General features: G+C 66.4%; 20 protein-coding genes and 1 pseudogene. 13 read left to right on the forward strand and 8 right to left on the reverse strand.

Translation table 11 applies throughout. The features are described from left to right. Positions 1–2: 2 nt before the first annotated feature. Positions 3–74, reverse strand: a pseudogene (locus DAT35_RS62475) (galactokinase family protein); the annotation flags it as partial. Next, positions 46–651 carry an ELWxxDGT repeat protein gene (locus DAT35_RS31670; RefSeq protein WP_108071971.1) on the reverse strand — a complete coding sequence of 202 codons (606 nt, stop codon included), beginning with the start codon at positions 649–651 and terminating at the stop codon, positions 46–48. The gene DAT35_RS31670 and the pseudogene DAT35_RS62475, both read right to left, overlap by 29 nt. Here DAT35_RS31670 and DAT35_RS31675 point away from each other — a divergent pair. Both DAT35_RS31675 and DAT35_RS31680 read left to right on the forward strand, forming a co-directional pair. Beyond that, on the forward strand, positions 641–1,672 hold the full coding sequence (locus tag DAT35_RS31675) for a hypothetical protein (protein ID WP_146209968.1): 1,032 nt from the start codon (positions 641–643) through the stop codon (positions 1,670–1,672). The genes DAT35_RS31670 and DAT35_RS31675 overlap by 11 nt on opposite strands. A 158-nt stretch (positions 1,673–1,830) precedes the next feature. After that, a complete protein-coding gene (locus tag DAT35_RS31680) occupies positions 1,831–2,022 on the forward strand; it encodes a hypothetical protein (RefSeq protein ID WP_108071975.1) in 192 nt (63 codons plus the stop codon). Between the two features lie 171 nt (positions 2,023–2,193). Here DAT35_RS31680 and DAT35_RS31685 read toward each other — a convergent pair whose 3' ends face one another. Then, the gene (locus DAT35_RS31685; protein WP_108071977.1) at positions 2,194–2,847 is read right to left on the reverse strand and encodes a TetR/AcrR family transcriptional regulator; all 654 of its coding nucleotides are present in this window, start codon (positions 2,845–2,847) and stop codon (positions 2,194–2,196) included. An 85-nt stretch (positions 2,848–2,932) separates the two neighbouring features. On the opposite strand from DAT35_RS31685, the gene DAT35_RS31690 reads away from it, so the two are divergent. Both DAT35_RS31690 and DAT35_RS31695 read left to right on the forward strand, forming a co-directional pair. Further along, positions 2,933–3,742, forward strand: a complete 810-nt coding sequence (locus tag DAT35_RS31690) for an SDR family NAD(P)-dependent oxidoreductase (protein ID WP_108071979.1) — start codon at positions 2,933–2,935, stop codon at positions 3,740–3,742. Between the two features lie 130 nt (positions 3,743–3,872). Beyond that, positions 3,873–4,592: a YjjG family noncanonical pyrimidine nucleotidase gene (locus DAT35_RS31695; protein ID WP_108071981.1), complete on the forward strand. Its 720-nt coding sequence runs from the start codon at positions 3,873–3,875 to the stop codon at positions 4,590–4,592. 164 nt (positions 4,593–4,756) lie between these two features. On the opposite strand, the gene DAT35_RS31700 is transcribed toward DAT35_RS31695, so the two are convergent. Continuing rightward, positions 4,757–5,410, reverse strand: coding sequence for a glutathione S-transferase family protein (locus DAT35_RS31700; protein WP_108071983.1), 654 nt, complete (start codon positions 5,408–5,410; stop codon positions 4,757–4,759). A 14-nt stretch (positions 5,411–5,424) separates the two neighbouring features. On the opposite strand from DAT35_RS31700, the gene DAT35_RS31705 reads away from it, so the two are divergent. The 5 genes from DAT35_RS31705 to DAT35_RS31730 all read left to right on the forward strand — a co-directional run bounded on the left by DAT35_RS31705 (position 5,425) and on the right by DAT35_RS31730 (position 11,164). After that, on the forward strand, positions 5,425–5,697 hold the full coding sequence (locus tag DAT35_RS31705) for a hypothetical protein (RefSeq protein ID WP_108071985.1): 273 nt from the start codon (positions 5,425–5,427) through the stop codon (positions 5,695–5,697). 1,191 nt (positions 5,698–6,888) lie between these two features. Further along, complete coding sequence (locus DAT35_RS31715) at positions 6,889–7,809, forward strand: NADP-dependent oxidoreductase (RefSeq protein ID WP_108071987.1); 921 nt, start codon at positions 6,889–6,891, stop codon at positions 7,807–7,809. Between the two features lie 17 nt (positions 7,810–7,826). Then, positions 7,827–8,105, forward strand: a complete 279-nt coding sequence (locus DAT35_RS31720; RefSeq protein ID WP_369946181.1) for a hypothetical protein — start codon at positions 7,827–7,829, stop codon at positions 8,103–8,105. Positions 8,106–8,311: 206 nt separating this feature from the next. After that, the gene (locus DAT35_RS31725; protein WP_108071989.1) at positions 8,312–9,907 is read left to right on the forward strand and encodes a helix-turn-helix transcriptional regulator; all 1,596 of its coding nucleotides are present in this window, start codon (positions 8,312–8,314) and stop codon (positions 9,905–9,907) included. Positions 9,908–10,246: 339 nt separating this feature from the next. Further along, the gene (locus DAT35_RS31730; RefSeq protein ID WP_108071991.1) at positions 10,247–11,164 is read left to right on the forward strand and encodes a DMT family transporter; all 918 of its coding nucleotides are present in this window, start codon (positions 10,247–10,249) and stop codon (positions 11,162–11,164) included. A gap of 34 nt (positions 11,165–11,198) precedes the next feature. On the opposite strand, the gene DAT35_RS31735 is transcribed toward DAT35_RS31730, so the two are convergent. Next, complete coding sequence (locus DAT35_RS31735) at positions 11,199–15,158, reverse strand: serine/threonine-protein kinase (RefSeq protein ID WP_108071993.1); 3,960 nt, start codon at positions 15,156–15,158, stop codon at positions 11,199–11,201. A gap of 257 nt (positions 15,159–15,415) precedes the next feature. Here DAT35_RS31735 and DAT35_RS60105 point away from each other — a divergent pair, with 257 nt between their 5' ends. After that, positions 15,416–15,967, forward strand: a complete 552-nt coding sequence (locus DAT35_RS60105; RefSeq protein ID WP_199243055.1) for a hypothetical protein — start codon at positions 15,416–15,418, stop codon at positions 15,965–15,967. Positions 15,968–16,079: 112 nt separating this feature from the next. On the opposite strand, the gene DAT35_RS31750 is transcribed toward DAT35_RS60105, so the two are convergent. Beyond that, positions 16,080–17,324, reverse strand: a complete 1,245-nt coding sequence (locus DAT35_RS31750; protein ID WP_108071997.1) for a YncE family protein — start codon at positions 17,322–17,324, stop codon at positions 16,080–16,082. 223 nt (positions 17,325–17,547) lie between these two features. On the opposite strand from DAT35_RS31750, the gene DAT35_RS31755 reads away from it, so the two are divergent. From DAT35_RS31755 to DAT35_RS31770, 3 genes are all read left to right on the forward strand, one after another. Continuing rightward, on the forward strand, positions 17,548–18,315 hold the full coding sequence (locus DAT35_RS31755; RefSeq protein WP_199243056.1) for a hypothetical protein: 768 nt from the start codon (positions 17,548–17,550) through the stop codon (positions 18,313–18,315). 1,239 nt (positions 18,316–19,554) lie between these two features. Further along, positions 19,555–20,154, forward strand: a complete 600-nt coding sequence (locus DAT35_RS31765; RefSeq protein ID WP_108071999.1) for a hypothetical protein — start codon at positions 19,555–19,557, stop codon at positions 20,152–20,154. Beyond that, entirely contained in the window at positions 20,151–21,158 is a 1,008-nt protein-coding gene (locus DAT35_RS31770) for a type VI immunity family protein (RefSeq protein WP_233261839.1), read from the forward strand. The genes DAT35_RS31765 and DAT35_RS31770 overlap by 4 nt, the downstream gene beginning before the upstream one ends. A 1,116-nt stretch (positions 21,159–22,274) precedes the next feature. Here the strand turns inward: DAT35_RS31770 and DAT35_RS58360 are convergent. Together DAT35_RS58360 and DAT35_RS31780 are read right to left on the reverse strand one after the other, a co-directional pair. Continuing rightward, on the reverse strand, positions 22,275–23,540 hold the full coding sequence (locus DAT35_RS58360) for a hypothetical protein (protein ID WP_146209971.1): 1,266 nt from the start codon (positions 23,538–23,540) through the stop codon (positions 22,275–22,277). A gap of 528 nt (positions 23,541–24,068) precedes the next feature. Next, positions 24,069–25,754: an amidohydrolase gene (locus tag DAT35_RS31780; RefSeq protein WP_108072003.1), complete on the reverse strand. Its 1,686-nt coding sequence runs from the start codon at positions 25,752–25,754 to the stop codon at positions 24,069–24,071. Between the last annotated feature and the right edge of the window lie 63 nt (positions 25,755–25,817).

Below are 25,817 nucleotides of genomic sequence, written 5' to 3' on the forward strand. Positions count from 1 at the left end.
CCGGTGTGCTCGCCGATGAGGTTGACTCGCCCGGGGGCGTGCGTTTCAAGTTCTTTGACACCGTTTCGGCTCACTGATGAGCTGCTTCACCATCCACGTCCCCGCGTCCGTCCCGTCCGTGCGCCACAGTGCGGAGAGGCGGATGAAATACAGGATGCCGTTCATCTGGACGGGCTCGCGGATGGCGCCGCTGGACGGGTCATAGGGCCAGTCCTTCACCTTCACCGTGCCCTCGGGTGTGCCGTCGCTGTGCCAGAGGTCCACTCCGGACACCCCATCGTTGGCGACGAAATAGAACATCCCCTGGTAGGCCCCGAGCACGTTGCAGTCACACCACGCCGTCCCGGAGCGGATCTCCTTCACCATCACCGTGCCGGCCTCGGAGCCGTCGCTCTTCCACAGCTCATAGCCAGTGGCCGGCGTGTGGGCGATGAAGAAGAGCGTCTCCCCTATCCGAGTGGGCGCACTCAATCCCGAGGTGGCCGAGCCCGGAGAGACATCCTTCACCAGCACCGTGCCCTCGGGGGTGCCGTCACTGCGCCACAGCTCGTTGCCGGCGTGGTCGTTGGCGGAGAAGTAGAGGATGCCGTCCATCTCCACGAAGTTGTCAGGGTTCCCATCGTTGGGCCTTGGACCCGGAGTGGAACGCATCACGCCGCGCGCATGGACGCACCTGCTTCAGGAAGAAGGCGAACGAGCCCACGCCGAGACCGTGCCGCGTCACACCCCCGTCACACCCCATGCGTTAGCAAGGGCTCCTTTCGACGCGTCGACGCGGCGCAAGGAGTCACTCGATGACGCCTCAGGTTTCCCCTCGTGCGGCAAGGACATCCAAACCCAGCAGGAGGAGGGGAGCACAGGCGGCCATGGGGGATTTTTGTGTGGTTTCACTAATTACAAGGGAGTGTGTATGAGTTTCCAATTCGTCAAGGGCGCGCTCGTCGCGGTCGCCCTGGTCCTGCTGAGCAGCACCCCGGCTCGTGCTGCCGATTATGCGTCCTACCCCGATGGGAGCGTCCTGATCGACGCCAGTAAAAACCAGCGCTGGCTCATCCAGGGAGGCGCGAAGTTCTCGATTCCCTCCACCGAGTGGTCCTACTTCAACAATCTGTTATTCACCTACTTCGTCTCGTCGAGCACCATTGATGGCATCACCTCGGTCCCCCGGGATGGAACGACGCTGCAGTCGCGGGGTGACGTTTCGATCTACGTCGTCATTGGTGGCTGGGCGTGGGGCATCCCGGACATGAATGAGCTGGAGCATTTCGGCGGGACCAGCAATGTGCGCATCATTCCCTCTTCCTTCAATTACTGGTCGCTCGACACCGCGCAGAATGGAACGATGGTTCGCGAGCGTAGTGGTGACCCGGTCTATGTCCTTTTCGGGTACACCAAGTTCTGGCTCCCTACCTCGGCGGATGTGGAGTATTACGGCGGTTGGGGGAGCGTGAAGGTGATCCCGAATGGCTCCGCGGCCAGCATGTCGGACATTCCCCAGTGCGGGACCCGCCTCCGCGAGCGCTCCAGCGGAGTTCTCTACCGTATCAACGATCTCGGCCAGAAGTATGTCATCCAGAACCCCTCCAGCTATGAGTGGGCCAACCACTACGTGGTTCCCGATGGCACGCTGGCCAGGTTCCCCGACGGTGCTGCGGTCTCCTGCATCGGCTGACCCCTGAGTGAGGGGGAAGGGGCCCGGCTCCGGACCATTCCATGGGGGACTTCCTCCGTGGCACAGCCGGAGGCCGGGCTTCACCTTTCGCGGATGCGCTCGGGGTGCGTGTACACGTTGAAGCGCCCGTTGCGCACGAAGGGGGCGAGGGGTGGCGCATGTGTCCTCTCGATGAGGCTCAGCCGGTGGGGAATGGGCAGGGCTCTACGCGAGAGGAGAAATTGAAGGGGCGGGACGCGCCGCGGTACCCCGCCCTCTTCGAGGGCGTCCAGTCGAAGAACCTCTATGACGCGGGTTGCCTGAGCACCTGGGTGTACGACAACGTTGGCGGCGCGGTGCTCGTCGAGTAGAGCGGGTTCCCAGAGCGGGCCGCGCGCCGGAGCCATCCGGGATGGGGCGGTGACCCGGCGCGCGGATTCCCATCAGGCCCGGGGCGAAGCCCACGCGGAGGTGCTCCAAGATCCTTCGCCGCCAGCTTCCACACCTCTCCAAGTGGTTCTCGAAGGTTCTGCTTGCCACGTTCATCGCCCCGAGCTTGGCGAGCGGTTCCTCGCTGAGCTTTCCATCAGCACGTCAAACAGCGCCTCGAGTCTGGCGGAGAGCGCGGAGGGGTCCGCCTCGATGAGCCCGGGAATTCCGACGACCTGCCGCATGACCTGGAAGCCCGCGATGAGCGCCAGGAACATCGCCGCACGTTCCGCGGGTTCGCGCCCGGGCAATACGTCTGCCAGGGGCTTCTCGAAATGCTTCACGAACTTCTCGCGGAGGATTCTGGCGGCCTGCTCGTTCGACGCCGAGCGGAGCATGATCAAGAAACCGTCCATGGGCGTTGCCTCGGGAGCCGTCTTCGCGACGAGCGCCTGGGCGACCTCCCGGCTGAGCGTCGCCAGTTCCCCACTGCGCGCGGTGACCCGGCTCGTGAGGATTCCGGGCGCGGACAGCGTCACCTCGACGACCTCCTCGAACAACTGCTCCTTGGAGCCGAAGTAGCGGTTGACCAGCATCGCGGTCACCCCCGCCCCCTGCGCGATCTCCCGGACGCCGACGCCGTCATAGCCTGAACGCATGAAGGCCAGGCGAGCTGAATCCAGGATCGCCTGCCGGGTTGCTTCGGCGTTCCGACGGCGCGGTGGAGGCCCGCCGGACCTCGCCTTCTTCGTGTTCACCTTGCTCATTCTACACCTGTAGACTTTCGTGGCGCCGGGAAGTATACAGGTGTAGATATCCAGTGGCCACCCCCAAGACACAAGGAGACCGACCATGGACATGCAACTGAAGGGGAAGCGGGCGCTCGTGACCGGTAGCAGCTCGGGCATCGGAGCGGAGATCGCCAGGATGCTCGCCGCGGAGGGGGTGAAGGTGGTGGTTCATGGGCGGGAGCCGGGGCGGACGCAGGCGGTCGCCACGGAGATCGAAACCGCCGGAGGCCAGGCGGCGATGGCGCTCGGCGACCTGACCACGGACGAGGGCGCCACGGCCGTCATCGATGCGGCACAGCGGGCCTTTGGCGGCATCGACATCCTCGTGAACAACGTCGGCGGTTCCGCCAGCGTGGCGCACCCAACCTGGTTCGAGGCTCCTCTGGAGGAATGGGCGGAGAACTACCGCCACAACACGCTCGCCGCCGTCCGCTTGATTCAAGCCTTCGTTCCCGGGATGCGGGAACGCCGCTGGGGTCGGGTGATCCAGATTTCGTCACGCAATGCCATCTCGCCGCACGCCCAGTTCGGCGCGTATGGCGCGGCCAAGGCGGCGCTGAACAACCTCACGCTCAGTCTGTCGAAGGCGCTCGCGGGAACGGGCGTGACGTCCAACGGCGTGATGCCAGGGTTGATCTACACGCCCCAGCTCGACTCCTGGTTCGTCGAGGTGGCACAGAAGCATGCCGGGACGAGCGACCCCAAGGCCGGTCAGGCGCATGTCCTGAAGAACATCGTTCACCAGACGGTCGATCGCCTGGGACAGCCGAAGGACATCGCCGCGGCGGTCTGCTATCTGGCGAGTCCGCTCAGCGACTTCATGACGGGAACCACGTTCCGCATCGACGGCGGCGCCACGCCGACGGTGTGACGCTTCTCGCCGGAGGTTCATGCGGCCGCGGAGAAGAACATCCGCGCGAGCGCCAGCGCGTTGCCGGTGACGTCCCCCTGACCTAGAAGGCGGGAAACGACCCTTCAGCGGCCCTCACCCCGGTTCAGCGATGCATCCCACTTCCCCGAAGCAGCGGCTCCCCTATGAGGGCATCCTCTTCGACCTCGACGACACCCTGATCGACTTCAAGGCCTCGGAGAAGTCGGCGCTGGCGCTCGTTTACGAGAATTTCTACCGGGCCTTCTCCCAGGAGGACGCCTTCACCCGCGGCTTCCATGAGATCAACCAATCGCTGTGGAAGGCCGTGGAGAGCACTCAGTTGCCCGTGGGCCAGCTCGGGTTGAAGCGGTTCCAGCTCCTCTCGGAGGCCCTGGGCGCACGCATCGAGGCGGAACCGGTGGCTGCCTTCTACGAGCACCAGCTCGGCACGACCGCGAGGTGGTTTCCGGGGACCTCGGAAGCGCTCGCCCTGCTCGGGAGCCGGTACAAACTGGGCATCGTCACCAACGGCCTGACCCATATCCAGAAGGCCAAATACAACCATCTCTCCCTGGGGACGTGGTTCAAGTCCTTCGTGGTCTCCGAGGAAGTGGCCATCTCGAAGCCCCAGAAGGAGATCTTCCATATCGCGCTCACGCAGCTGGAGATCGCCTCCGAGCATACCCTCATGGTTGGCGATTCCCTCACTAGCGATTATGCGGGCTCCCTGAACGCGGGCATGGATTTCTGCTGGATCAACCCCAAGCAACTGCCCTTGCCCGCGCATCTGCCGGAGCCGAGATTCACGCTTCAATCCGTGGCGGAGTTGCCCGCGCTCCTGATGTCTTGAACGCGGGTCGCGGCCCTGGGGTCAGCCGCACGCCCAGGCGAGTGCGAGGACCTTGGGGTGGTTGGGGCAGCGCGTGACGTCGGCATGCCCGAGTCACTCACCGCGGACCTCAGCCGGCAGCGGCCCGACGCGAAGGCCGTCGACTGGTTCCACCTGGTGCTGCGCTAACCGGTCGGTGGCGTGCCGGCGTTGATCGCCCATTGCGCGGCGAAAGCCCGCTTGTAGGCGGGCCGCGCTTCGCCGCGGGCGACATAGGCGGCCAGGTTCGGAAATTCGTCCAGAATGCCCGATGATCTCAGCCTGAGCAGCACCGACACCATCATCAGGTCGCCCGCGCTGAACGCACCGTCGAGCCAGTCGGAATCGCCCAGGCGAGCGGAAAGTTGCTTCAGCCGGCTGCGCACACGAGCCTCGACCAGAGGCAGACGCTCCTCACGCCAGGGCTTGTCGCCTTCCAGCAGTCTGGCGGTTACGAGTTCAAGGATCGGCGGCTCCACCGTGTTGAGCGCAGCAAACATCCATGTGATCGCGCGCGCCCGCGCATTGGCATCGTCCGGCAGCAGGCCCGCCTGGCGCTCGGCGATATGGAAGACGATCGACCCTGTCTCGAACAGGGCGAGATCGCCTTCCTCATAGGTTGGAATCTGACCGAAAGGATGAAGCGCCAGATGCGCGGGTTCCTTCATCGCACCGAACGAAACAAGGCGAACCTCATAAGGTTGGCCCACTTCTTCGAGCGCCCAGCGAACGCGCGTATCACGCGCCAGTCCCTTGCCGCCATCGGGTGACCGTTCAAAGGCGGTGATGGTGATGGTCATCGTGAGGCTCCTCCTTGGCGAAAATCATCGGCTGCGGGGTCAGCATAGCGGAGCGGAGGCCGACCACGCCCTGGTGGCGGCTGTCGCTGCACGATGACGCTAGCCATGGTTTCGGCCGATGCAAGAAGCGCGAGGACGATATCCGCCCGATCGAGGGACGGCCGCCGCTCGACCGCATGCCCCAAGTTGCCGGTCGCCTTGTCATCGGCCGCCAATGGGTGAAGACGCTCAGGAAGGGTGTCAGACGATTCGTAGGAGACGAGGTGTCGAACGAGTCCTTTGAGTGATGCCTGGAGGCTGTCCATGGACCCATAGGGTGAAAGTCCCGAAGCGGGAGAAGGTCGAGCCGCATAGCTTGGGTGGCACCGAGAGGGGAGAGCCCTGCGGTGAAGCCCACCGACAAAGCCCCGTGTTAGCGGGGTGAGCGAGTGCGCGGGCCGCAACGACGAGTGAACGCCTGGAAGAGGCCTCGTGACTCGTAAACACCGGGTGCCGAGCCGGCTCAAAGACGGTGAAGGCAGCAGGAACTCCCCGAAGACGACCTTGGGGAGTCCACCCGGCGGGGTAGAAGGCGGCGGCACGTGAACAAGGCCATGGATGGAAACAGGGAAGGGCTCCTCGTCCCACGGAAAAAGCCTGTGGAAGCAAGGTAGCCGCGCGAGCCGAGGAGGCGAAGTGCGGCGAAGACGAGAGCCTGACAGATGGGTCCGTAGTAGCGGGGAAGCGGGGTAATGCCCGTGGAGCGAAGGGGCCCTGCCGGAGGCATTCGGAACGAGAGGTGAGGCGGGAGTGGGATGACAAGACCCACCGTCAGTCCGCAGGAACCTCGAATGAAGATAGACCGCCGGGCGAAATCAGCCCCCGGCTGGCAGCGGCGGAGTAGGGGCGCGAAGCCCCGAAAGTCGGCGACCAGGCGGATGGAAACATAACCCCGGTGGAGGACGCCTCCGCGGTGAGCCGGATGCGGGAAATCCGCCCGTCCGGTTCGAAGTGGCGGGGGCCGGAAACGGAGTGATGGTGCGCTCTAAACGGGCACGAAGCCGGAAACGGCGGAGACGGCCAAGAGCAGCCTGCACACCACCGCGCCGGCCCTCGACCCGATCACCTTCCCCGCGGGCTTCGGCATCTCCTCGGCTGAGCAGGCGAAGGTGGTGGGAGCCCACGCGGATGGCATGGAGGTGGCAGCGCGATCGTCCGTGCGGCCCAGTCCGATGGTCCTGCGGCGGCCCGGCAGGTGTGCGCCGAGATCAAAGCGCGGCCTCAAGCGCTGAAGCGTACCGTTGCCCGCCTTCGTGCTGGGAAACAGCTCGCCGCGCCCTGTCTCGAGGGGCGCGGCGAATTTGTTTCGGCGTTCTGACTCCCGATCCACCAGGCGAGCCGCTGCGCTCGGGCCAGGCGGGAGAGGGCCAAGGCCTTGCCCCGGCGCGACAAGCTTCGCACCTTGCCACGGAGAACTCTGCCACATCGCGAGAATTGCCATGAGCAAGGCCGTCCAATTCGATGAGTATGGTGACGTGAACGTGCTGCACTTGGTGGAGATGCCCATGCCCACGGCCGCGCCGGGACGCGTGGTCGTCGAGGTTCGCGCGGCGGGCATCAATCTGATTGAAGCAGCCATCCGCACGGGCGCCGTCAAGGAAATCTTCCCCGCCCACTTTCCGTCCGGCGAAGGGAGCGACCTGGCGGGCGTGGTGGTTTCGATCGGGCCGGGAGTCACCGACTTCAGGCCGGGAGAGGAGGTGCTCGGCTGGTCGGATGAGCGCTCGAGCCATGCCACGCACGTCTCCGTTCCGGCGAAGCAGCTCACCCCCAAGCCGCCCGGACTCTCCTGGGAGGTCGCCGGCTCGCTCTACGTCGCGGGGCTTGCCGCCTGGGGCTCGGTGGAAGCCGTGAACGCCCAGCTTGGCGAGACGGTCGTCGTCTCCGGTGCGGCAGGCGGTGTCGGCTCGATCGCCGTGCAGCTCCTGCTCCTCCGCGGCGCGCGCGTCCTTGGCATCGTTTCGGAGCGGAACGCGGAATGGCTCAGGCAGCTCGGCGCCATCCCCGTGAGCCACGATGAGCGGACGCTCGAGCACCTCCGTGCGGCCGCACCGAAGGGCGTGGACGCCTGGGTGGACGTCTTCGGCGCAGGCTACGTGAAGATGGCCATCGCGCTCGGCGTGAAGCCCGAGCGCATCAACACCATCGTCAACTACCAGGCGGCGAAGGAGGTCGGCGCGATGACCCGGGGCACACAGTCGGTGTCGAGCGCGACCACGCTCGGAAAGCTCGCGGCGCTCGTCGCCGAGGGAAAGATCCAGATTCCCATCGCCGCGCGGTATCCGCTCGAACAGGTCCGCGACGCCTACCGCGAGCTCGAGCAGCGGCACACGCGGGGCAAGATCGTGCTCGTGAACTGACCGCTCGGCGCGGCCAGATGAACCAGCCGCAGTTGATGAAGCGCTTCTCGCATCCGGCGCTCGCGACGGCGGCGTACAACGCGGGCCCGGAGGCGGCGGTGAAGTGGGTGAAGGAGAAGGGCGCGCTGCCCCTGGACCTGTTCGTCGAGGAGATTCCGTTCCGCGAGACACGCGGCTACGTGAAGCAGGTGCTGGCGGACCTGTACCTCTACCAATCCTTCTACGGGAAGGAGGCCGCCACGCAGCGGTTCTCCCTCACCGTCCCATCCCCCGCCACCGAGGGCGTCAGCTTCTGAGCGCCCCCTGAAACGGGACTGCCTTTGCCGGTCCCAGTTGGCGGCGGCAAGCAGCGCAATGCTTCACAAGTGAGGGCTCCTGGCTCTGGAGCCCTCTCATGCCACCTACCTCCACGGACATGCGGACTTGCCGCTCCAGGTTGGCTGCGCCTCCGCCGCGCTCCTCCCCAGGATTCCGAGGGTACGATTCGAAGGAGAACCCTCTCATGAACGTCCAGGCCATGGCTGACCCTTCGGCCCCTTCCGAGGCCAACCCCCTCCCTACCAGCGCCGAGATCATCGGCTTCCTCGTGAAGACGCTGGAAGTGGAGTTGGGCCACGACATCAAGGCGCGGACCTGGCGCAACTACATCACCGGAAAGCCGGTGAGCGAGAAGACCCAGGAAGCCATCTTCGATGCCCTGACCCTCGCCTTGCTGGGGCCAGCGGTACCGACGGGTGACGTCCCGCTCCCCAGTCGGCAGGTCGCCCCAGCGGAAGAGGTCATCCGGGGCATCCGGGACGTCCTCATGTTCCAGGCCCGGCACTGGGACGACATCCGTGCCCAACTCCCAGCGGGCGCCTCCCCGAAGGCAGTGCCACTGCTCGCCATCATTGCCCTCCGCCTCGCCATCATTGATCTGGCCCTGCGGGTCGCGACGCTTTTCGTACTCCGGAAGGACATTCAGCCTCCCAAGGAGCGAACAGCATCGGAGGTGTCGGAGACACCTGAACTCGAAGACAATGTCCTCGGGCAACTGCTTCGCGAGTTGATCAAGCTCTCCAGGCTCACCCGGGACGAGTTCGCCAGGAAGCTCGGCGTCAGCAAGCAGGCATTGGACAAATGGCTCGATGGTCGCGAGCTGCCTCCCGCGCTGCGGCTCGAGGAGATCGTCGATCTCGTGGTGAAGCAGACCGGGACGACCAGGGACTCCACGCCCGTCCGCCTCCTGCTACGTGGGCTGCGGCTGCTGTCCAAGTTGGTCCGCCCCCTGGAGGCCTTCATCGGCCACAAGCAGTTCGAGCAACTCGGTCTGGCCTTCCTCCGGATCACGCGCTCGTTGTGGCTATACATCGCCCGCATCCACATCCACCCCGAGGAATTCCAGGCACAGATGTATGGCGAGCTCATCCTGCTCGGCTCACATTCGGGCTGGGGACAGCACATCCTGAGGGAGAGCGCGCCCGAGGAGAAGGACATCGTCTGGAGTGGCCTCATCCGCGCCGCGGGAATGGACTGGGCCGATATGCTGACCTTCATCCAGCAGGTCGCCAACAACCTCGCGAGCATGGAGCGGATCGCGAACTCCGAGGGGCTCCGTCACATCGACCTCGAGGAACAGGCGGAGACATCCCTCCTCATGGCCTTCGCGCCCGACGATGCACTCCCCGTTTTCCTGTCACGCCTGCGCACAGCCCCACCCGAGCACCGCGCCATGGCGAACTGGTACTTCCTGGGCTTGCGGCTGGAGGGAATACGGGAGTTGCCGGATGGCCCGGAGAAGCGCTCGGAGCTCGCGCGGCTGGCGGAATCGTGCCGGCTGGCAGCCAGCACGAGCCCGTGGCAACCCGAGTCATTCAACTGCCTCGCCTGGCTGTGCCATGGCGAGCGCATCCTCCTCCTTCTGCAGCCGTTCAACGACATCTCGATGGAGAATCGGGCAACCCTGGTGCGCGCGGGCCGGGAGTTCATCGCCGCCCTGGACGATGCCCCTCGGACACCTCCTCCCGCCGACATGCGAAACTGGAACGAACACATGTCGAAGCTCCGCGAACAGGTCGCGGACCTCTGCGACCGACTCGAAGCCATGGATCAAGAGTGATTCCGCCGCCTCCGGCTACCCGAGCAGTTCCGACAAGGGTCCCGGAGTGATCCGCGTCGGTCCATTGGACGGGGTACACTGGCTCAACTTCACAGGCCATCGAAGAGACGCGGGCTCTCGTAACGTTGGGGGTCTGGCCCGAAGCGGGCGAGCTCACTCGAAGCGACGCTCTCCCCTCCTACCTATGGCGCCCGCTACGCGCTACCGCACCGCTGGCTGATTCGCCGACAAGCTCCTAGCTGCTCAAGAAGGGCTGCCCGGCCTCACAGCCTGCACCCAGGAGTGAGCCCGGTGGACCCGGCCCTTGTTGCCCGCGCGGGGCCGGCCTACGAAGGGGGCATGGCCCCTTCCCCCTCCGACTCCACCACTCGCGCCACGGCCATCGGCGCGGTGGCCATCCTCCTCTGGGCCTCGCTCGCGCTGCTGACGACGTGCACGGGCAGCGTCCCGCCCTTCGAGACCGTGGCGATCTCCTTCGGCGTCGCCTCCCTGCTGTCGCTCGGCAAGTGGCTGGTGCGGCGCGAGGACATCGGGCGCCACCTGCGCCAGCCGGCCGCGGTGTGGCTGACGGGCGTGGGCGGGCTGTTCGGCTACCACTTTCTCTACTTCCTGTCCCTGAAGACGGCTCCGCCCGTGGAGGCCAACCTCATCAACTACCTGTGGCCGCTGCTCATCGTGCTCTTCTCCGCGCTGTTGCCCGGAGAGCGCCTGCGCGGGTGGCACGTGGCCGGAGCCGTGCTCGGCCTGTGCGGCACGCTGCTCCTGGTGACGGATGGAGGCCGGGTCGCCTTCCGTGCCGAGTACGCCGCCGGTTATGCCTCGGCGCTCGCCTGCGCCGTGACGTGGGGTGCCTACTCGGTGCTCTCACGCCGCTTCGGCGCGGTCCCCACCGACACCGTCGGCGGCTTCTGTGGCGTCACGGCGGTGCTCGCCGCGCTCTGCCACCTGGCCTTCGAGCGGACCGTCTGGCCGGGCCTGGGCGAGTGGCTCGCCCTGTTCCTCATGGGCGCCGGGCCCACGGGGCTGGCCTTCTTCGTCTGGGACGTCGGCATGAAGCGCGGGAACATCAAGGCGCTCGGCGGCCTCTCCTATTCCACGCCGCTGTTGTCCACGCTGTTGCTCGTCGTGTCCGGGCGCACCCGGCCCAGCTTCATGCTGGCGCTGGCCTGCCTCTTCATCATCGGTGGTGCGATGCTCGCCTCGCGCGACCTGTGGGCCCGTGAGGAGCGTGAGGCGGCGGGCCAGACGACCCCCTGACGGGGAGATACGCCGGGCCGTCTTCCCGAGCGGGCTATGGCTCCTCGGTCGCGCCCCAGCGCTGCTGGGCCAGCTCGAGGGTGCGGGCATTCTCGGGCACCTGGCGGAGAAAGCGCTCGCGGGCGGCCTCCTCTGGAATGTCGCGAGCACGCTCGCGCAGGCACCACAGCGCGTCGCGCAGGGCTTCTTCCCCGGCCTGGAAGTCTCCCCCGGCCAGGCATGTCTCGGTCAGCGCGAGGTGCACGCCAACGGCGGCCGTCCCCGCACCGCCCAGGGCCTCCAGCTCCCGCGCACAGAGCGTGGCCATCTCGCGGGCCTCACGGGTGCGCCCCTGGGCGAGTCGCGCGCGGGCCAGCACGGTGCGGGCGAAGAGCCGGTACGGGGGATAGGGGGCCAGCAGCTCGCAGGCCCCGAGGGCGTCGGCCTCCGCTTCGGCCCACTCGCCCCGGTGGGCGGCTGCCCTCGCCAGCGTGATTTGCGACCACCCCCGGTGCAGCAGGGGGCCCGTGTCCTCCATCTCCTCCCGGGCCAGAATCCGGGCCTCCTCCCAGTGCCCCGGCTCAAGGCTGCCGGCCAGTGTCGCGGCCAGGTGCGTCCGCGCCACGGAAATCGCGAGGGACTGCTTCGTCTGCCGGGCGGTGCTCAAGCTCAAGCGGAGCATCTCCTCGGCACCCGGGACGTCCCCCAGCGCCGCGAGCGCCTGTCCGGTGAGCGCCCGCGCAGAAAGCGCGTTGCCCTCCGCGCCTAGCTCCTGGAAGCCGCTGATGCTCTGGCTGGCGTCCACGAAGGCCTGCCACGGTCTGGCTTCGAGGACGTAGTGCACGAAGTTCCACGCCAGGCCCACCCAGCCACTCGCCAGGGGTTCCCGGGCCATGGCCTGGGTGCTCATCACCTCGGCCATCCGCTCGAGAAGGATGACCGCCCGCGGGCGCTCGCCCACCCAGGAGGCCGCACAGCACAGCAGCGAGAGCGCCTCGATGTAGGCCGCCGTGGCACCGGCCTCGGGAGTGGTGCCCAGCAGGAGCTGGCCGTACCCGGCCATCTCCTCGTGTCTCCCGAACAGGCCCCCTCCGCCAATCATCATGCCCATCAACTTGCACCAGAGCGGATCCCCCGGGCTCAGCGCGGTCAGGACCTCCGGGCCCTTCTCGAACAGCAGCACGAAATCACCCATCCAGAATGCCGTGGCGACCCGGAGGGCGCGCAGTCGCACCAGGTTCGTGCCCTGGGCCCCCAGGGTCAGGGCGGCCTCCACGCACTGGAGCGTGCCGGGCAGGTCGTGGCGCTCGAAGTGCTGTGTGGCGGCCCGGGTGAGGAAGGGAATGGCGCGCTCGGGTTGCTGGCCCAGCGAGGCGTGCTCGGCGAGCACCCGCGGGTCGCTCTCCCCGGCCTGTTCCAGCCAGGTGCCCGCCAGCCGGTGGCCGTCGGGCTTGTGGCTGTCGGGCACCAGCCCGTAGGCCGCGTCCCGCACCAGCGCGTGGCGGAAGCGGTACTCGGCCTCGCCGGGGAAGCGGCTGTCGGGCTGTGGCTGCACCCACTCCTGCTCCACCAACCGCTGTATCCAGCCCTTCAGCGCCTCCTCCGACAGCTTCCCGCTCAGCAGCGTGCGCACCCCGCCCGCCCAGAAGGTGCGGCCGAGGAAACTGGCGGCCAGTAGCACCTGGCGGGCCTCGGGCTCCAGCCGCCCCAGACGCGCCTGCAACATGGCCAGCACCGTCTCCGGCGGACTCTCCCCCCTGCCCTCCACCACCGCGCGGATGAGCTCCTCCAGGAAGAGGGCGTTGCCCGCGGCCTGCTCCACGAGTCTGTCCACGAGGGCATCCGACACCTGTGCTCCCAGCACCTCGCGCACCAGCCGGGCGCCGGCCTTACGGCTCAGCTCGCGCAAGGGCACCTCCTGCAGGCGCCGCGTCCGGAGTCCGGCCAGCAGCGGCTCCACCTCGGGCCGGGCCAGGGCCAACACCATGAGGGGTTGCTCGGCCAGCTCCCGCAGCGCCGTGTCGATCAGCCGCACGGAGAGCTGGTCCCCCCAGTGCAGATCCTCCAGCACCAGCAGCACCGGGTGGTGCGCGCACTCGGCGCCCAACCACGCCACCAGCGCTCGCTCCACCTGGGTGCTCATCAACCGCGGATCCCCACGCGCGGCGCGCAGGCGCGGGCTGTGCTCGTCGGGAAAGGGGATGGCGCACAGCTCTCCCAGGAACTCCACCACGTCCCGGGCCTGCGTCTCCGGCAGGTGCTGGGAGAGACGCCGGGACAGCCGTGCCCGGCGCTCCTCGAGGGGCTCGCCCCCCGAAACACCGCACAGCCGGCGCAGGGCCTGGGCGAGCAATCCATCCGCCGAGCCCGCGCTCATGGGGTCTCCACGGCCCAGCAGCACCAGCGGGGAAGGCTCGTGGCGCTCCAGGCGGCGGAGGAACTCATGGCGCAGCCGGGACTTGCCCGTGCCGGCCGGAGCCGTCATCAGCACGGCTTGCGCGGTGGGCTCCTCCACGCAGGTGGAGAAGGTCATGTGGAGCAGGGACAATTCCTGCTCGCGGCCCACGCAGGGGGTGGGCCTGCCCAGCAGGGGGCGGGACTCGTCGGCACTCAGGTGCTCGCCATGCAACAGGAAGAGGCCGGACTGTGCACGGGTGAGCTGGAAGCAGGAGCCGAGCAGCCCCGCCGTCACTTCGTCCAGCAGCACCGGAGCTGCGCCAGGGGGCAGCGCATCCACCTGGCGCAGCAGTTGGCCGGCGCGGTCCATTGCTTCACCCATGGGCAGGTGAGGGGCGAGGGCGCCGCGGCCGGTGGTGAGGACCACGAGGGCGTCGGGCCATTGCTCCAGGAGGAGGAGGGCGCAGCGAGCGGCGAGGGAGGCGGGGTCGGTGGCCGAGCCGAGGGAGGCCACGAGGGTGGCGACCAGGGCGCCATCGGCGAGCAGCTCCACCCGGGCGTCATGGGGGAGCAGCAGGGGGCGCAGGGAGTCGCGCAGCGCCTGGCGAGAGCCCGGCTCTCCCGGGACGCGAGGCGCGGCCAGCAGGACGGTGACGAGTTGCTGCCCGGCGGTGGCCAGGCCGGGCAGAGGAGCGCTCGGGGACGGGGTGGCGTCCGGCCCTGTCTCCAGGTGAGCGCGTAGTTCCTCCAGCGCACCGAGCAGGCCGTGGGCATCCGGGAGCCGGCGCGCGGGCTCCTTGGCCAGCATGCGATCGAGCAACCGCTGGAGGGAGGAGGGCAGCTCGGGGCGCGGCTCGCGCAGCGGCACCGGTTCGGTGAAGAGAATCTTGGCCAGCGTGGCCATCAAGTGGGGCGCGCGGAAGGGCGGCTGGCCGGTGAGACACTCGTAGAGGACACAGCCCAGGGAGAAGATGTCGGCGCTGGCGGTGAGCTGCTCCTGACCCGACACCTGCTCGGGAGCCATATAGCCCGGAGTGCCGAGGAGCACCTGGCTGGCCGTCATGAAGCTGGAGGAATCCATGTGGCGGGCCAGACCGAAGTCCAGCAGCACCACGTCCTCGGGGCGGCCCTGGCGGAGGAAGAGATTGGAGGGCTTGAGATCACGGTGGATGACGCGGCGCTGGTGGGCCGAGGCAAGGGCCTCGGCGGCGCGTCGCAGCAGGGAGAGCGTCTCCGCGAGGCTCAAGGGCTGGCGTGCGAGGCGGCGCGAGAGGTCCTCGCCATCCAGCCATTCCATGGCGAGGAAGGGGTGCTCCTGCTCGGTGTGGCCATGGGCGACGTAGGAGACGATGCCGGGGTGGCGCAGCTCCGCCAGGAGGGAGATTTCACGGGTGAAGCGCTGGCGGGCCCTGGCCTCGTCCACGCGCAGCAGCTTGAGGGCGACGGGCTGGCCGGAGAGGCCGTCGATGGCGCGGTAGACAGTGCCCATGCCACCATGGCCCGCGAGGGACTCGAGGGTGAAGCGTCCGGCGATGAGGGTGCCCGTGGGTAGCGAGGGCGCCATCGGCGCGGTTGGCTCACCCGGTGCCCGGCGGATCGTGAGCGTGGTGCTCTCCATGGGAGCGAAGTGTAGGTCAAACTCCCAGAGCGACCTATACCCCGGGCCGCCTACGGCCCGAGGCCAGGGAGCCGCCTGGTCCGCAGGGCAGCGAGGGGTGGCCGCTTCAGGGTTTCGGGCCCGCCAGCAATCGAACGACGGCGGCTCGTCCTGTGTGTCGACGAAGATGAAGGACTCCGCAATGGCCGCTCCGGCGAGAGCGGGAGATTGCTTCGCTTCAGTGGACTCGGGTGGATGGGGCCAGAGCAGCACTCCCGATGGCCGACGTCACCTGCTCCAGCGTGGGCCAGGGCCGCTGCCTGGACACCGACCCCACCGTGAGCAATGACCTGTGCGAGGGCGGCACCTTCCGCAAGAACTCGGACGGCTCGGTGACCATCTCCGGCTGGAACATGCTGGACCTGCAGAACTTCTTCGTCACCCGCGACAACTTCCGCCACCAGGCCATGGACCTCTCCCAGGTCGTCCGCGTCCTCCAGGGCGGCATGAACACGAGCCTCACGCCCTTCGGCGTCACCGTGGACGCCAGCCACATCGACTACGTGGGCCAGAGCCTCCCCCAACTTCGTGACGATGAGGACGATTCTCTACTCGACCCCCATCGCGCTCCAACCCCCGTCGGGGAAGTGACCGAAGGTGATCTCCCTCTCCCGGAGGGTGAGGGAATATGGCCGCAGTGCAGCACATGTACCCGGCGGCACACCTTCGCCGACTTTCCCACCGGCTCGGGCAGCTTTGGATCCGCCGGCTCGTCCAGCACGGCCTCCAGGTTGCTCAAGCCCTCGCGCTTCGCGCGTTCGCCCAGGTAGCGCACCATGTCCGGCTCGATGTCCACGCCGGTCCAGCGCAGCCGCTGTTGCAGGGAGTGCCTGTGCTGGACGGGCCCGGGCCATGAGGTCCGGGCCCTCTTCCGCCAGTTCTTCAGGGGAAGAGCGACGCCGCGAGCTTCGCGGTGCGCGCACGCTGCGGGTGGTCGCCGACGGGGATGCGGGCCACCTCCTGCTCGGTCGCGTAGGAGATGACCGACACGGTGTCGTCGCCAGCCACCGAGACATAGCAATACTGTCCGTCGGCGCTGCTTGTCGCCCAGTAGGTCCGCGCGCCGAGCGGGTGGATGCGGTAGCGGAGCGTCTCGCGTGAGACGATCGCCGCGTAGTTGGACATCGTTCCTGCCACGCAGAGCTTGGTCCCATCGCCGCTCATCGCGAGTCCGTGGTGGGCGGAGTCGAGGATGTACTGGTCACGGCGCAGCGCTTGGGCCTCCTCGGAGACCGGCAGGTGGGCAAGCCGCGTCACGCGATCCTCCTGCAGGTCGTACTCCACGAAGCCGTGGAAGAACGACACCTGGAAGTAAAGGAACCGCTCGTCGGGGGACAGCGCCATCGGCCGGACCGCCGCACTCATGTCGGGCATCCCGATCTCGGCAAGCTTCTGGCGCATGTTCATCCTCTTGAGGACCTGCAGCGTGCGCGCATCGACGATCTGGAAGATGCGATCACCCTTGGTGCCATCCATCTCCGGGGTATCGAATGGTGTGTAGACGAAGCCGATGCTGGCATTGAAGATCTTGCTGCCGTCGCGGGAGTAGTTGTTCTCGTGCGGGTTGTCCCCTGCGGAGAAGGAGCCGACGATGTTCCCAGTGGCGGTGTCGATGATGTTCACGCGATTCGCCGTCGATGCCGAGACGGCGAGCCGGGTACCATCCGGCGAGATGGCCATGTGGTCGGCGCGCTGACCGTCGACCCGCGTCCGCCAGCGAAGCTTGCCGGTGCTCAGATTGATGGCAACGACGTCCGCGAAGCTGGGTCGCGAGACGTAGATGACCTGCCCGTCCTTCGAGGCGAACATGTCATCCACGAACTGATCATGGCCCTCGCCCACCTGCTCGCGGATGAGCAGGAAGTACGTCAGGCGCGCGGGGTCGAGCATGATTTCCAGCATCCGCTCATCACGGTCTGGAATCACGTTGATGCGCCTCAACCGCTGGTAGCTCTGCACATCGATGACGTCGGCGGTCCCGTCCCAGTTGTTGCCGACCAGCAGGACGTCGCGCATCGGCGTCTGGGCGGCGGCACTGAACGAAACCAACATCCATACGGCGGCGAACAACGAAACGGCTCGAGCGCTCCATCGGCTCAGGCTGGTGCCCACTTGCCGGGTACCCATAGTTGGTCCTCCTCAGGACGAGTCAGCGTTGCAGTCCCAACCGCAACGGAAGGGGAGTACCAAGCCACGCCGCGACATCGCCCCCACCGAAGGGAGGGGAAACGCTCCCACCCGGCTACCGCCACGGGCGGGAGATCCTGCTATGAGCAAGGAGCCAACTATCGCTCCTCCTGGATGAGCCAGCGGGCTACCCTGCGGCCACCACTCATCCGGGAGCTTCAACATGACCGTGGCATCACTCCGAGTCTCTCTGGCCGTCGCCTGCACCTCGCTGTGGATGAGCGCGTGCCAGCACGCTCCCTCTTCCAACCCAGCTCAGAGTAATGCCACCGCGTCGCAGTCGACGGCTCAGTCCGCGCAGGCCGTGCCGTCCGCGCCCGCGACGCCCGCGCCCACGCCGCCTGCTCCCGAGCCCGCGCCGGCCGAGCCCGCGCCGGCCGTCGCCGAGTCCGCGCCGCCCTCCTCTGTGCCTGCGCCTGCCACACCCGAGCCAGCCGCGCCGGTGCCCGCAGCGCCCGAGCCTGCTGCGCCGAACCCTGCCGAGACGGTGGCGCGGTTCGACGGTTATCGTGACCTGCGCTTCGGCATGAGCGCCGCCGAGGTGAAGAAGGCCTGGGGCAGCGGGCTCAAGCGCGATCCCAAATCATCAGACTCGTGCTTCTACCTGGACCCGGGGGCCGGCTGGTCCAAGGTCGGCCTCTCGTTCATGATCGAGAACGGCAAGTTCGTCCGCTACGACGTCGGCAACAAGACGGACACCGCGCCCGGCGGCGGCAAGGTCGGCATGTCTACTCGCGAGATCCAGAAGCTCTATGCCGGACGCATCAAGCTGGTCAATCGCCCGTACCTCGATGGCGCCTACAACCTGCGCATCGAGGATGCTGCCGGCGGCAAAGGCGTGCTGCTGTTCGAGACCGACTTGAAGGGTACGGTCACCGGGTGGCGCGTGGGCCTGGTGCCGCCAGTCGATTACATGGAGGGTTGCAGCTGAGGGCGTCGCGGCGGGCGTGACAGTCTTCCTCGGTACGCTGTCTGCCGAACCCGGCAGGCACCCACGGTCGCTCGCGGACCTGCCCCTGTTCCCCGGCCCGAGCCATGAGCACCGCGCACACCTTTACCCGGACAGACTCGGAGCGTTGCGGCACGACGTCGAGGCCCGCAAACAGCGCCTCGCGGACCTGCCCGCGGGGATCGCCGTGCTCCGAGCCCACCGGAGCCGGGAGTTCATCGCCAGCTTCCTCGCCCTCTATGAGGCGGGAGTTCCTCAGGCGGTGTTCTCTCCGGAGTGGACCTCGGCGGAGGTGGAGGTCCGGCGGTGGGGGCTGGTGCAGAGGGGCCGAGGAGGGCCGCAGACGGGGGCCGCCTGTGCTGTGCGCCGGACAGGTGGAGAAGCCGTGCAGCCCTCTTGGGGCACACGCCGGCCCAGGCGGCCCCCACGAGGGGGGCGGCAGGGGTGGTCCCTGCGCTGCAGCCAACTGCGCAGGCCGCGTGGGCAACTCCAGGTGCTTCAAAATGGCGCGCACCCCGACGGGTGCCGTCACGTACGCCAAGACTCGTCGCCTGCCTCCACACCTCACGCAGACGAACACGTCGAAGTCGAACGTCCTCCTGAGGAACTCGGCGAAAGTCTACTCGAGGCGTCCTCTCCCTCATCGGCTCCTTGCTGACCACTGCCTGGGGCGCCACGCTTGCCTCCTCCGCACCTGCTTGGGGGAGCAGGGGCTGCTGGGCAGGGAGAGCCAATACTATTAGGGCTCCGCCCGATGTTCAGGGGCCGTGACCGCCACACCGGGTCACGGCCCCTCGCCTCACATCTTTCAGGGTAAGCGATCACCCGCTCAGGCCGGAAGTTGGTGCTGCTCATGCCCATCCGGGCGCATCAACCCAGTGAGTGGTTACCCCAAAACCTGTGGGCTGTATCCCCGGGCTGGTAACATGCTTGACTCGCAGCATCGCCCATCGCGCCATGGAACCAGTCAACTCCCGTCCGCGGTCAATCCCGTTGACTCATCCCCGATTCCTCTTCGCCATTCTGGTGGCCGCGCTCACCTGCCCGTCCTGCACTACCATCTCCAGCGCACCTCCCGTCTCATCCATCCAAGCCGGGTTTGCCGGGACGTACAGCGGAACTCCGACGCACTTCAACCAGTCGTGTGGGGCAGCCTGCGCGGCCCCCACTGCCCCGAGCACCGGGGAAATTCTCGCGCCAGCGGCCACTCGGGCGGGCCAGGTGTTCGAGAAGGTGGTCGAAGTCGCTGAAACCCTCCACGGCCTCCTCAACGTCATGAAGTTCCTCGACGAGGCCCAACGAAAGAAGGCCGAGGCAATCCTGGAGGAATGCGCCAGCGAGGCCAACTTCAAGGTCAACGAGGAGCTCTTCGGCAAAGGGAAGTCGCTGCCCGAATCCGAGTGCGACAAAGAGCCCGACGTCAAGAACAGGACGGCTGACACCTGGAAGCAGCACCTTGGCAATCTCAAACATGCAGCGGCATTCATCTGTGTGCAGGAGCGCCTGGCTGCGGAGTTTCCCAACAACTTCGCCATCGAGCCGCGCTATCGCAAGGATGAGATAACGAAAGAACTCCTGCTGACCGACAGGTGGCTTGGCTCACAGAAACCGGACGTGGTCCTCCACTTCACCCGTAACGCCACCCGGATTCAGTGCATCTACGACTTCAAGTTTCCTTGCGATATCGCTGACCGTCGCGATCCCCTCGAAGACCCGAACACCAAGGCTCAGCTGCTCAAATACAAGAAACTCGGCAACGAGGATTGCCTACCAGCCGTCGTCACGCCCAGCCTCGGACTCAGCAGGCCCGAAACCCTATGACGCAGCACTATCCCCGGATTCGTCCCCGTGGTGTCTACCCGCCCGAGAAGGAGACGGGAGAGCGCCTCCTGGCGAGGGAGGTCATTCATTTCGCCTTCTACATGCCGCATGACCACCCGGATCTTGCCGCCGGAGTGTCCCACGCCTTCGACTGCTACATGAACGCTGTTGGCGAAGGACCCGACACCTTCAACGCCTGCGTCATCGGCACCTCCAGTTACGGCCCCCTTACCGCCGAGCGATGGAAGCGCATCCGCCAATTGCTGCGACCCGACCGTCCCTTCCGCTACGCCGAGGATTGTGCCGACCCGTACCGTCTCCGCGAGATGGAGAAAAGTGGCAACGAGACGTGGATTCACCTGGGCAACGGGAACGACAGGCTCGCGGGCTTCAAACTCACCTACTCGGCCCGAATTCCGTCCCGCGACCGGAGACCTTCCGACTACGACGTGAGCTACCTCGAGGGAATGCTGCCAACCGGGTACCTCGAGGAACGCGGACCCGCTGCGGTGAGGGAGTTGATGCTCGACATGGCTTCGGGCCTGCACTTCGCCAGTGGCCATGCGGGGCTGAGTTTCGACTCCCTCGTGGGGGACGCGTTCTTCACGGCGCGAATCCGCACCGAGCTGCTTCGTTACCCGGGGATCAGTCTCAACCACGGCTCCATTCCGGACTGGATGGGCACGCGAGTGGACGGGGTACACTGGCTCAACTTCCTGGGCCTTCCCGTCCTTCAGGAGCTGGGCGGCGTGTCCACACTGCGTTCCCGCCTGCACTCACCAGAAACAACCGTACAGGCTATCGACGAGGCGCGGGCTCTCGTAACGTTGGGGGTCTGGCCCGAAGCGGGCGATCTCACTCGAAGCGACGCTCTCCCCTCCTACCGCGAGTTCGGCCACGCGCTGGAGCCCTGGCTCGACAAGCCTTTCAATGACCCCAGGTTCCGTGTCGAGGGCTTCACCCAGGAAGAAGCCATGAAGTGGGCCCGGCGTTTTCTTGATTGACATCGCGGTCGAAGCGACGAGGTCGCCCACATGCATGCCTTCGTTCGGGTCCTTTGACACCGCTCCCGCGGAGCACCGCTCCCTTTCCGCCTTTCTCCTTCCCTCCGCGTGTTGTGCCAGAGCGCGTCGCTCGAGTTCTTTGAGTGATGCCTGGAGGCTGTCCATGGACCCATAGGGTGAAAGTCCCGAAGCGGGAGAAGGTCGAGCCGCATAGCTCGGGTGGCACCGGCAGGGGAGACCCCTGGGGTGAAGCCCACCGACAAAGCCCCGGAAAGCGGGGTGAGCGAGTGAGCGGGCCGCAACGAGGAATGAACGCCCGGAAGAGGCCTCGTGACTCGTGAACTCCGGGTGCCGAGCCGACTCAAAGACGGCGAAGGCAGCAGGAACTCCCCGAAGACGACCTTGGGGGGACCACCCGGCGGGGTAGAGGGCGGCGGCACGTGAACAAGGCCATGGATGGAAACAGGGAAGGGCTCCTCGCCCCGCGGAGAAAGCCCGTGGAAGCAAGGTAGCCGCGCGAGCCGAGGATGCGAAGTGTGGCGAAGGCGAGAGCCTGACAGATGGGTCCGTAGTAGCTGTGAAGCGGGGTAATGCCCGTGGAGCGAAGGGGCCCTGCCGGAGGCATTCGGAGCAAGAGGCGAGGCGGGAGTGGGATGATAAAACCCACCGTCAGTCCGCAGGAGCCTGGAGCGAAGATAGAACGCCGGGCGAAATCCGCTCCCGGCTGGCTGCGGCGGAGTAGAGGCACGGGGCTCCGAAAGTCGGCGGCCAGGCGGACGGAAGCATAACCCCGGCGGAGGACGCCTCCGCGGTGAGCCGGATGCGGGAAAACCGCCCGTCCGGGTCGAAGTGGCGGGGGCCGGAGACGGAGTGATGGTGCGCTCTAAACGGGCACGGAGCCGGAAACGGCGGAAACGGCCAAGAGCAAACCTGTACACCACCGCGCCGGCCCTCGACCCGATCACCCTCTTCGGGGCGAGCCGGGGCGAGCTAGAAGGCGCCACCGGGAGTGGGGGCTACGCAACCCACCAGCTCACCCTCCGCTCGCTCATCCCGACCGCCCGAAACTGCGAAACTCGAACTTAGATTGAGAGCCATCCCTGGTTCAGCGAGTTTTCAGTCGTAGCCTTTGTATTCAGTCAAACTCTTGGGTTGCTTGGGGCCGAAGAGTTCCCGTGCCTTCTCACGCAGCGCAGCCGCAATCTTACTCTCAAATGGCTTGTCGATAAGAAAAAAATCGTAGGATCTGTACTTTTCCGAAAACGGCTCTGTTGCAATACCGACAAGCTTTCTGAGTTCAAGGTCGCAATAGGCCACGCATGAAAGAATCTCCAGCCACTTTGCGCGTTCCCTCCTTTCCTTGATGTTGCTCGCCAACACCAAGACTCCAAAATCATCGCTGACGCGAACGACGGAGTAGCCTTGGCCAGTTCTGTCGGCCTTTCGCAGTTTTTCGAGCAGTTTGTCACCAACCATCCGGCGTTGGAGCCTATTGAGCGACGAAAGCTCAAGTGCGAGACGCGCATAGCTCTTGACACCGTTGTCGCTCGGCACGCCTGTCCCGGCCGGATCGAACCCGATGGATTTATGGATCCACTCGATGATGCGGTCAATCAATCTGCTGTTTGCATTGAGTTGGCTTCGATGCTTGATTTCTTCTTGGTTTTCTTTTTGATAATGCTCCCAGAGCCCCTCATCAATTAGCAGCATGTCAAGTTCTTCGCGCTTGGCTTTGTCCATGATCTCCGGCTGGGTCTTGTAGACTGCCAAGAAGTCCAACTCGTTGAGCAGGGGTGAAAGGTTTTTTCGCGAAAGAATCAACTCGCGCAAACGCAGGTACCGTATGAGGTCCGGCAGCGTGTCAATCTCGGAAGACAAAGCCAGCAAGTCTTCGGCTCTGATGATGTGTGCCGGGATTCCATGACGCTTCTCAAAACCATTGAAGATGTGGGTGCGTTCTTTTGGTGGAAGGCTCGCCTCGTCGGGAAGATCAAGTACAACAATGCCGATGACTTCACTGACTTCGCGTGGGTTTAGTGGAATCTCGATTCCTGCAGCGTTAAGTAGTGTTGGCAATCGGTTTTCGGCCAGGGCGCGCTTGATGGTTTTTAGCTGGTCGATACCTTCCGAGACTCTCTTCTCCGCGCGCTTGATGTGGTTCGGATTGTCACTGGGTCTGCCTTTTCTGGATTTGACTTGAAACACCAGCAGCGTATTCCCAAAAGGAACGAGGATGTCGGCAGCCTCTTTTTCAAGTCCGGACTCTTTTGAGAATTTTGGGTTTCGAACCGTGAAGTCTGCCAAGGAAACGGTGCGACAAATTTTCTCTACTAGATCTTCAGCTTTTGTTCCGTGATCAGGCATGGTCTCACTGTCGCTCATGTCTACTCCTCAGTATCCAACAGAAGTTCAGTGCTAGTTTGCTTCCAGCAGGCGATGCACCGCGCACCGCCTGTAAAGGGACGTAGCACCGTCCCCTGACACCACCAGTTTCCGGCCAGGAACCCAGCATCGTACCTGTCAGGACGCGAACGAAGAGACCCGCCGTGGCGCAGCTCCACGACAAGACTGCAGGGCGAACACCGCGCGCAGAAAGAGGGTAAGGACGTCGGAGAGCAGTCCCGCATACTTTAGCAGCTCAGGGAACACGCTACTGATAGACTCCCACGGGCTTCCGTGAAGCCCCTGGCTGCTCGGGTGGTTCGAGGCCTACGAAAGCAGGAGCCGCAGGAGGGTCCTGCCTCCGCGTGCAGGGCCTCAGCCTCGTCCCCGGAGAGGAGGCCCTTCGCCACGGCCATGCGCACCTCCGAGTCATAGACATCGAATACGGAAGACCCCTGAGAGAGCGCGCATGTTACCGCCATGGGCGGGCGACGGGTATGAGGCGGGGGCCGGCTGCGCCTCTGTGTGCTATTGCGCCCGGTAGACCTCGGCGCCCGCCACCACGGTGAGCTTCACCTGGGCCTTGAGCAGTTCCGCCGCGGGCGCTTCCACCGGGTCCACCGAGAGCGCCACGAAGTCCGCATCCATCCCCGGCTTCAGCCGCCCCCGGTCATTCTCCGCGAATGCGGCATGGGCCGCTCCCACCGTGAAGCCCTCCAGCGCCTCCTCGCCACTCATCCGCTGCGAGGGGTACCACCCGCTCGCGGGCTGGCCCTGCGCGTCCTGCCTCGTGCGCGCCGCGTACAGCCCCAGCAACACGTCCGGCCGCTCCACCGGGAAGTCGCTGCCGAACGCCAGCGTCGCTCCGGCCTCCTTCAGCTTCCGCCATGCGTACGCGCCCTGGATGCGCTCGGGGCCCACGCGCGCCTCCGCCCACGGCATGTCGCTCGTGGCGTGTGTGGGCTGCATGCTCGCCACGAAGCCGTTCTGTCCCAGCCGCTGGATGTCCTCCAGCCTCATCACCTGCGCGTGCTCCACCCGGTGCCGCAGATGGCGCGTCCCCGTGGCCTCGGACTCGCGCAGCAGCGTGTTCAACACCAGCGTGTTCGCCCGGTCTCCAATCGCGTGCGTGGCCACCTGGAAGCCGCGCGACATGAAGGCCTTCACCCGCGCCTCGTACTCCTCGGGCGTCAGCAGCAGCAGTCCCCGGTGGGACGGCTCGTCGCTGTAGGGCGCGTGCAGCGCCGCGCCCCGGCTTCCCAGCGCTCCGTCCACAATCAGCTTCACCGAGCGCATCGTCAGCATCCGGCCCTGGTAGGGGCCCTCGCGCAGGAACGTCTCCCGGTCCGCGCCCTGGCCCTCGGCCATCGCGTAGACGCGCAGCGGCAGCTTGCCCTCCTTGTCCCAGCGCTGCAGCAGCCGGTAGGTACGCAGGTCCATGCCCGCGTCGTGCACCCCCGTCAGCCCCACCTCCGCGCAGCGCGCGAACGCCGCGGTGAGCCGGCCCTCCACCTGCGCGTCCGTGGCCGGTGGTACCACCGCGAGCACCAGGTCCATCGCGTTGTCCACGAGCACGCCCGTGGGCTCACCGTCCGCACCGCGCAGGATGCGGCCTCCCGATGGATCCTTCGTCTCCTTTGTAATCTTCGCGCGCCGGAGCGCCTCGCCGTTCACCCACAGCGCGTGACCGTCGATGCGCTCGAGCACCACGGGCGTCTTCGGCAGCTTCGCGTCCAGCTCGGCCCGGCCGGGGAAGCTCTTCTCCGGCCAGTCGTTCTGATCCCACCCCCGGCCGATCAGCCAGTCCCCCTGCCAGGCTGTGGCGGGAGCGGCGGCCACGCGGGCAATCACCTCGTCACGCGAGGCCGTGTCCTCCAGCCGCACCGCGGCGAGGCTCTGGCCGAGCCCCGCCAGGTGCCCGTGCGCGTCGGTGAGGCCAGGCACCACCGTCGCGTCTCCCAGGTCCACCACCCTCGCGTCCGCTCCCGCCGCGGCGAGCACCTCGGCCCGGGTGCCCACCGCGAGCACCTTCCCCGCGCGCACGGAGAGCGCTTCGGCGATCGGCCGCTCCGCATCGAGCGTCCGCACGCGCCGCGAGACATACACGGTGGTGGTGGAAGAAGAGGTCTGCTGCGCCTCTGGAGCACGCCGGGCACAACCGGCCGCGCACACGACGAGGAGCACCGCGCCTAGAAGAGACCGCATACCGTGCATCGCACACCTTTCGGACTGCCCCGGAAGCCGGGGTCGGTGGCGCTGCACTCTGGCGCACTCACG

It is taken from the genome of Vitiosangium sp. GDMCC 1.1324, from assembly GCF_003044305.1.
In the GTDB taxonomy this organism is placed as follows: domain Bacteria; phylum Myxococcota; class Myxococcia; order Myxococcales; family Myxococcaceae; genus Archangium.